General features: G+C 61.2%; 9 protein-coding genes. 5 read left to right on the top strand and 4 right to left on the bottom strand.

The genetic code is table 11. The annotated features are described in order from the left end of the window. Positions 1-64: 64 nt before the first annotated feature. The 5 genes from ABLA28_RS09720 (at position 65) to ABLA28_RS09700 (ending at position 4668) form a co-directional block, all read left to right on the top strand. Positions 65-1807, top strand: a complete 1743-nt coding sequence (locus tag ABLA28_RS09720) for an SH3 domain-containing protein (RefSeq protein ID WP_347713496.1) — start codon at positions 65-67, stop codon at positions 1805-1807. 246 nt (positions 1808-2053) lie between these two features. Next, the gene (locus tag ABLA28_RS09715) at positions 2054-2626 is read left to right on the top strand and encodes a nitroreductase family protein (protein ID WP_299298755.1); all 573 of its coding nucleotides are present in this window, start codon (positions 2054-2056) and stop codon (positions 2624-2626) included. Between the two features lie 113 nt (positions 2627-2739). Beyond that, positions 2740-3837: an FAD:protein FMN transferase gene (locus ABLA28_RS09710; protein WP_347713495.1), complete on the top strand. Its 1098-nt coding sequence runs from the start codon at positions 2740-2742 to the stop codon at positions 3835-3837. Between the two features lie 63 nt (positions 3838-3900). Then, the gene (locus ABLA28_RS09705; protein WP_347713494.1) at positions 3901-4413 is read left to right on the top strand and encodes a hypothetical protein; all 513 of its coding nucleotides are present in this window, start codon (positions 3901-3903) and stop codon (positions 4411-4413) included. A gap of 33 nt (positions 4414-4446) precedes the next feature. Further along, entirely contained in the window at positions 4447-4668 is a 222-nt protein-coding gene (locus ABLA28_RS09700) for a hypothetical protein (RefSeq protein ID WP_347713493.1), read from the top strand. A 128-nt stretch (positions 4669-4796) separates the two neighbouring features. Here the strand turns inward: ABLA28_RS09700 and ABLA28_RS09695 are convergent, their stop codons facing one another. From ABLA28_RS09695 to ABLA28_RS09680, 4 genes are all read right to left on the bottom strand, one after another. Next, positions 4797-5606, bottom strand: coding sequence for an RnfABCDGE type electron transport complex subunit B (locus ABLA28_RS09695; RefSeq protein WP_299298767.1), 810 nt, complete (start codon positions 5604-5606; stop codon positions 4797-4799). 18 nt (positions 5607-5624) lie between these two features. Further along, positions 5625-6206: an electron transport complex subunit RsxA gene (gene rsxA, locus ABLA28_RS09690; protein ID WP_347713497.1), complete on the bottom strand. Its 582-nt coding sequence runs from the start codon at positions 6204-6206 to the stop codon at positions 5625-5627. Next, positions 6203-6913: an electron transport complex subunit E gene (locus ABLA28_RS09685; RefSeq protein WP_347713492.1), complete on the bottom strand. Its 711-nt coding sequence runs from the start codon at positions 6911-6913 to the stop codon at positions 6203-6205. Before ABLA28_RS09685 ends, rsxA begins: the two co-directional genes overlap by 4 nt. After that, positions 6910-7204 (bottom strand): FMN-binding protein (locus tag ABLA28_RS09680; protein ID WP_347713491.1); only part of this gene is annotated, 295 nt, incomplete at its 5' end. The genes ABLA28_RS09685 and ABLA28_RS09680, both read right to left, overlap by 4 nt.

The following is a 7204-nucleotide window of genomic DNA, read 5'->3' as shown; positions in this document are numbered from 1 at the left end:
TGTCGTCGCTTTTGTTATTTCTGTGTTTTCTGCGCTCTTGTCTTTACTCCAAGGAGGGTGCGGAATGATGTTGGCGGGGGTGGGGATGCGGATCTCGCAGTCTTTTGGCAGCGCTCCCGATCGTGACCTTGCCTCGATGGGTGCAGCGGGCGTTGGGGTTTTGTTCGCCTCGATGCTGGCGTTGGCCGGGGGCGGCCTGGCTCTGGGCCGTAGGAGGGGCGCGAGCGTCCTTCTGCTGGTCAGCGCCGCCCTTTGTGGAATGGCTTTCCTGGGTGGCTTTCACGATGCGGCCATCTGGGGAACCCTGTATATGGTAGCGGCAGTATTTGCCTATCTGGGTGCGCAGCGGAAGCAGGGGATTCAAGCTGAACCTGCGCCCCAACCAGGAGCGCAATCCGTGGCAGTCGGTCTGCAAAAGCAGGGGACAGACCAATGGACGCAACCGAAGATGGGGAGCGAGAAGGAGCCTCGCTCAGAGGACCGATCCCCTGATGATGAGACGATAGCGGGGTTGGATACGGATGCCCTTGTCGTGAGAGCCTTCTTGTTTCTGGAGGACGGCTGTTTCCCGAGGGCGGATCGATACCTGGAACAGGCTCTGAATCAAGATCCCAAAAATTCCCGAGCCTACCTCGGCAAGCTGATGGTGGAGCTGAATGCCCACGACGAGAAGGAGTTGGCGGACAGCCTGACCCCTTTGGAAGGATACAAACACTACCAAAGGGCCTTGCAATTCGCGGACGACGAGGGGAAGGCCCGTCTGACCGATTACGCACAGGCGGTGCTGAAGAAAACCGAGGAGCGACAGAAGGCGGAGCAGGAGGCTCGATATTTCGAAGCAGCCGAACTCAAGGCTCAGGCGAACAGTGCGATAACTTATAAACAGGCCGCGCAGCTTTTCGGAGAACTGGGGTCTTATAAGGACTCCAGGGAGATGGCCGTTTTGTGTGAAAGGCTGGCGGTCGAAAAGGGAGCTCAGGAGAAGCGTAAAAGCTTTTGGGCCGGGATGTTTCTGAGCTTAGCAGCGCTCGCTGCGCTGATGGCAAAGCCCACTTATAAGTACCTGTCCCGGTCTTTCGCGCACAAGTCCGAGGTGGAACGGGAGATGCCCGGAAGTTTGCCTCCCTCCAAGTCCAATGAAAATTTATCTCCATTGCCCCCGTCGTCTCCAAAGGCGGTTGAGCCGCAGGTCGCCCCCCAGGGTCCTGAAACGGTTATGGCATTGGGAAGCCTGGAACGGGCCGCTTCGTTGCATGAACATCCCAACCCGAACAGCCCCGTCGTTGGACAAATACCGGCCAAACACATCTTTCCCATCATTGAAGCCAGGGTGGAAGAGGGCTCAAAGGGACGATGGTATCGAATTTCCAGCGAAAAATACGGCAAGGGCTGGATTCCAGAGGATGACGTGCGTCTGGAGGGGGAGGAGGAAACCATCTCCGACTTCATTCAATATGGCGAAGATGAGTTCAATGGCATGAGACGGGAAGCGGAGGAGGATTTTCAGTCGCTTCAGCGCTTCATCGCGGAGAAGAAATTACCCCACCATGTCGTCGCCGGAGGCAACATCTATCTTGTGCGCAGTTATGGTTTTTCGCTCATGGAGGTTCGTGGCAACAAGGTCAACTTGCGCAGGGAGCCGAACACGAGTTCCGAGGTCATCATGCAGATGAACGAGGGGTACCCCGTGGATGCCGACGCCTATTGGACGAGGGCGGATGGCCGGGAGACGTGGTATTACGTCCGGACGCCCGACGGCAGGGAGGGCTGGGTGTCCGGCAACTTCGTCGGAGAGCGCCCTCGATGAAGGCCTCTCGGCCTACGGTAACACGTAAGCCATAGATTTCATTGGTGAACTTGGTGAACGGAAAAGCCCTGGGCAGAGGAGGTATCCCTTTATCCCCTTTTTCATATCAAACGAAACCATGCCTAGGCCTGAGTGATGGAAAAGTGCCGAGCCTCTCCCGCGGCGAGGTGGTATGATAAGCGAGCCGCCTGCCGTTATGGTGGGCGCAGAAATAAAAAGGAAAATATTGCTTGGAGGGGAAAACTCATGGGCATGATTCAAGCGCTGGCGGACCGCCGAAGCATTTACGCTCTCGATAAGAACCTTCCCGTTCCGGAGGCAGAGGTCGAGGCCCTGGTCCGTCAGGTGACCGAGCTGGTTCCGGACGCGTTCAACATGAAAAGCGCCCGGGTCGCCGTCGCCCTCGGCAGGATGCAGGACGCATTGTGGGATGCGGTCTACGATGCCTTTGGCGGCGCGGTCGAAAGGAAGAAGGTCGACGGATTTAAGGCCGCCGCGGGGACCCTTTTGTATTTCTACGACAATGACGTGGTCCGAGGCATGCAGGAACAGTTTCCGCGTTACGCCGAGAACTTTCCCGTCTGGGCGAATCATGCGAACGCCATGCTGCAGCTGTCCCTGTGGACGGCGCTCCGGGAGCGGAACGTCGGGGCCAACATACAGCACTATAATCCCGTCATCGATTCCGCCGTAAAAGAATTGTTCGGCCTTCCGGATTCCTGGGTTTTATTGGCTGAGATGCCCTTTGGAGGCATCGTCACTCACCCCGAGCCAAAGGGAGGAGAGGATATCTCCGCGCGCGTGAGGATCGTCCGGTAGGCACTTTTTCACTCGTCGCCCGGGTGTGCGCGGGTCCTTGAAACGGCACGGCGGCCTGCCTCCGTTGAGATGCCGGGGCGGGAGCGCGCGGAAGGAAAGATGGGAATGAAACCATGAATAAAATGCGCCTGAGCGTTGCCGTGGGCGTTCTGTTGATTCTTGCGGCGGCCCTTGCCAGGGGACGGCTGTTCCCGAGGGAGGTCCATACGCTGTCGAGGGATGGAACCTCCATGAACACCATGATCCGCATCTCCGTGACGGGGGAGGGGAAGGAGCCCGAGAAGGTGCTGGACGAGTCCTTTCTTCTTCTGGACTCCCTGAACGACCAGCTTTCCCTCTTTCAAAAGGATTCCGCGATCGCGCGCATCAACGATGCCGCGGGCGCCGAACCCGAGGCTGTGTCCCCCGACGTGTTTGCCGTCATCGAGGATGCCCGGAGTATCTGTGCCCTGACGGACGGGGTGTTCAACCCTCTGGTGGGCCCTTTGACGAAGCTCTGGAAGATCAACCGGCAGATGCCCTCCGACGCGGAGAGCGCGGACGCCGATGCCCGCATGCGGTTCCGACTCCCCGATCCGGCCAGCGTGGATGAACTGCTTCCTCTGACCCAAGTCGAGAACCTGGAGATGCTGAGCCCCGACAGGGTCCGTCTGCGGCGGAAGGGCTGCATGCTGGATCTGGGGGGCATCGCCAAGGGGTACGCATCCCTGCGGCTGGCCAACCTCTTCCGAGCACGGGGGGTGAGGTCCGCCCTGATCGATCTGGGGGGCAACGTCTATGCCGTGGGGTCCCAGCCCGGTGGGGCCCCCTGGAACATCGGCATCCGCAACCCCAAGGACACCAGGGGGGCTCCCATCGCGGTCCTGTCCGTCACGGATGCCGCCGTCGTCACGTCCGGCACCTACGAACGCTTCAAGATCATCGACGGGGTCCGCTACTCCCACTTCTTCGATCCCTCGACGGGCTATCCCGTCCGCAACGCCATGCTTTCCGCCACCCTCGTCACGCCGGACGGAACTCTGGCGGACGCGCTGGCGACGGCCTTCATGGTGATGGGGGCGGACCGGGCTTTCAAGTTTCTGGAGGACAGGCCGGAGCTTGGGGCCATCCTCATCCTCGAGGAGGACGAGGGCGTCAAAATTCTGGCGACCCGAAACCTGGAGGGTCGGCTGAGGACGACCGATCCGTCGCTGACCGTTCATTTTTTCTGAGCCCGCCCCTTCCCGTCTCCGTTCGACGGGGGGATTTTCGGAAAACGAGAGGAGACGATAACCTTGAACATCAATCGACCGCGCGTTCAGCCGCAGAATCGCCTGGACCCGGACGACGACAAGGCGTGGAATGCGCCGGGCCCCCGCCGCGAAAACGGCGTTTTGGGGTACCTCTCCCGTCGGCGGATCGTCGTTGCCGTTGTCTCCACCTTCGTTGCGAGCGTCATTACGGCGGGTGCGTTCAACATTTCCGGGCTGTTCAACGAATCCCGGCTTTATTTGTTCGGCGTGACGTGTGTCTTTTGGGCATTTGCCTGGGCGGCCTTTCTGTTTCTGCGTTTCGACGAACGGACCCTGCAGCTTCGTCAAAAAAATCCTCATGTCGCCATTCTGACTTACAAGCTCGCCATCCCTGCCGTCTGTACGCTGTGCTTCAGCATGTTCCGGTTCGTCACCCTCAACAACTCCCTTATGGCGGAATCCGCACTGGGAGATTACTTCCTCTTTCTTACCCGTGCCCTGTTTGGGCTTAGCTTTGTCTTCGTCTTTTATTGGGCGACGTTCCTGGTCGAATAGTCGAAAACTCCTCAGCCGCAACAAAAATTATGAATGTATAGGATTCAACAGGCTTTACGGGAACGGCAGCGCGGACTGCTCTATAGGGTTCTCCTGTCGACGGACCGGGACGGCCTCATCGTCGAGGACAGAAGAACATCGCTCATTACGGGCATGGCAGCGACGGCGGAGATCAAAACGCGGCGCAAGCGGGAAATCGAGTATTTTCTGGATCCCTTCCGCACCTACGTGAGCGAAGCGCTGCGGGAACGGTAGGGCCTTTCCCGGGCTCGCCATCCTCCGGGTAAAAAACGCAGACAGGGGCGCTTACCCCTGTCTGCGTTTATGCTTCTCTCACTTCGTCACATGGCCGGGGCTTGGATGTGCCCGGCTCCTCGGCGGCTTCAGCAGGCGGGCATGGAGTCGATGCACTTCGACGGGCACTTGGCGACGCACGTGCCACAGTTCACGCACTTCTCCGGATCGATAACCGCGAGGTCGCGGTCCATCGTGATGGCGGTCGCCGGGCAGACCTTGGCGCAGAGTCCGCAGCCGATGCAGCCGATGCTGCACACCTTCTTGACCATCGGCCCCTTCCAGTGGGAGTTGCAGGCCACGGCGACGTTTTCCCTCTTGGGGATCAGCGTCAGTACGGACTTCGGGCAGACGGCGACACAGGCGCCGCAGCCCGTGCACTTCGACGCGTCCACCGTGGCCAGCCCATCCACGATGGAGAGAGCCCCGAAGGCGCAGACCTTGACGCAGGTGCCGAACCCCATGCAGCCGAAGGGGCAGGCGTTGGGGGATCCGCCGGGCAGGATGGCCGCCGAACGGCAGTCCTGGATGCCACTGTAGAGGACCGTGCGCGGAGAACGCTCCGGGGTCCCCTTGCACTTCAGGAAAGCGCGCATGGGAACGGTCTCCTCGGCCTGTACCCCCATGATCTCCGCTATGCGCGCCGCGACCTCGGAGCCGCCGACGGAACAGAGGTTCGTCTTCGCCCCGTCGGCCACGACGCCCTCCGCATAGCCGTCGCACCCGGGGTAGCCGCATCCTCCGCAGTTGGCCCCGGGCAGGGCCTCACGGATCAGCTGGACCCGAATGTCCGGCTTGACGAAGAAGGCCACGGAGGCCATGGCCAGCAGCACGCCGAAGACCAGCCCCAAAGCCCCCATCAGCGCCGTGGGATAGAACAAAACGTACATGAAGTCCATATTCGTCCCCCCTCCCGGCTACTTGACCATGCCGCTGAAGCCCATGAAGGCGATGGACATCAGCCCGGCGGTGACGAGCGCAAGGGGCAGGCCCCTCAAACACTTGGGAATGGCGTCGTTCTGGTCCAGGCGTTCCCGTATCCCCGCCATCAGGGTGATGGCGAGCAGGAAGCCGAGAGAGGAGCCGAGCGCGTTGACGAGCGACTGGGCCAGGGTGTAGTTCTCGTTCATGTTGATGACGGCGACGCCCAGGACCGCGCAGTTGGTCGTAATCAGGGGCAGGAATATCCCCAGCGACTTGTAGAGCCCCGGGTTCAGCTTCTTCAGCGCCAGCTCGACGAACTGCACCAGGGCCGCGATCACGAGGATGAACGACAGCGTATAGAGATACTCCAGGTGCAGGGGCACGAGCACGTAGTGATAGACCAGCCACGTCATCAGGGACGAGAGCATGATGACGAACACCACGGCCAACCCCATGCCCCTGGCCGTCTCCAGCTTGGTGGAGACGCCCATGAAGGGACAGCACCCCAGGAAGCGCGACAACAGGATGTTGTGGATGAATATGGAGCTGACGAAGAGCAGCAGCAGATCCATCAGGCCTTGCCCCCTTCCTCTGCGGCGGCCTCGGGCTCACCGGCGCCGCAGACCGCGCTCATGGCGCAGCCGGAACAGCCGAGCGGGGCCTCCGGCCGGGGTCGGCCACGGCGTTCGGCCCACCAGGCCTGGAGGGCGCGGAATCCCGCCATGCAGACCCCCAGCACGATGAAGCCGCCGGGGGCAAGCACGATCAGGAGGGCGGGCTGGAAGCCCGCGGGGGCGACGGGCACGTTGAAGAGGGATCCGTTCCCCAAAAACTCCCGGATCGAGCCCAGGAAGGTCAGGGCGGCGGTGAAGCCCAGCCCCATGCCCAGCCCGTCCAACGCGGAGGCCAGGACGCCGTTCTTGAACGCGAACGCCTCGGCTCGCGCCAGAATGATGCAGTTGACGACGATCAACGGGATAAAGATGCCCAGCGCCCTGTTGAGTTCGGGGGCGAAGCCCGCCATCAGGAACTGGATGACGGTGACGAACCCCGCGATGACGACGATGAAGATCGGGATGCGTATCTCCTCGGGGACCCCCTTGCGCAGAAGGGAGATGGCAGCGTTGGAGGCGATCAGGACGAACATCGCGGCGACCCCCATGCCCATGCCGTTCATGACGCTGGTGGACACGGCAAGCGTCGGACACAGCCCGATGCACTGGACGAAGGTCGGGTTCTCGTTCAGGATCCCGTTGGTCACGATTTTCAGCGGATTTGTCATTTCAGGCCCCCCTCGATATTCCGCTTCCAGTAGTCCACCGCGGCGTTTACCCCGGCGGTCACCGCGGAGGATGTGATGGTGGCGCCGGAGATCGCCTGAATTTCATTGGGCGCGGAAGGCGTCTGCTTGACCACGTTCAGGGGCAGCCGCTCCCTGTTCTCGAACTGGCCGGAGAAGAACGGTTCCGGCGCCTTGGCCCCCAGCCCCGGCGTTTCCGACTGCTTGAGAATCCGGATGGCCCGGACGGCCCCGCCCTTCGTCACCCCCACGACGATCTCGATGGGACCTCCG

Origin of the sequence: uncultured Fretibacterium sp. (genome assembly GCF_963544685.1) — a bacterium.
GTDB lineage: Bacteria > Synergistota > Synergistia > Synergistales > Aminobacteriaceae > CAJPSE01.
Note: the sequence above shows the minus strand (reverse complement) of the source record. Positions and strands in the feature narration are given on the sequence as shown.

What these genes read in the sequence shown, in the direction of transcription:
- ABLA28_RS09715 (WP_299298755.1), top strand. Translation starts at nt 2,054, where the DNA reads ATGGGCATGATTCAAGCGCTGGCGGACCGCCGAAGCATTTACGCTCTC.
- ABLA28_RS09700 (WP_347713493.1), top strand. Translation starts at nt 4,447, where the DNA reads ATGTATAGGATTCAACAGGCTTTACGGGAACGGCAGCGCGGACTGCTC.
- ABLA28_RS09720 (WP_347713496.1), top strand. Translation starts at nt 65, where the DNA reads ATGATGTTGGCGGGGGTGGGGATGCGGATCTCGCAGTCTTTTGGCAGC.
- ABLA28_RS09685 (WP_347713492.1), bottom strand. Translation starts at nt 6,913, where the DNA reads ATGACAAATCCGCTGAAAATCGTGACCAACGGGATCCTGAACGAGAAC.
- ABLA28_RS09710 (WP_347713495.1), top strand. Translation starts at nt 2,740, where the DNA reads ATGAATAAAATGCGCCTGAGCGTTGCCGTGGGCGTTCTGTTGATTCTT.
- ABLA28_RS09695 (WP_299298767.1), bottom strand. Translation starts at nt 5,606, where the DNA reads ATGGACTTCATGTACGTTTTGTTCTATCCCACGGCGCTGATGGGGGCT.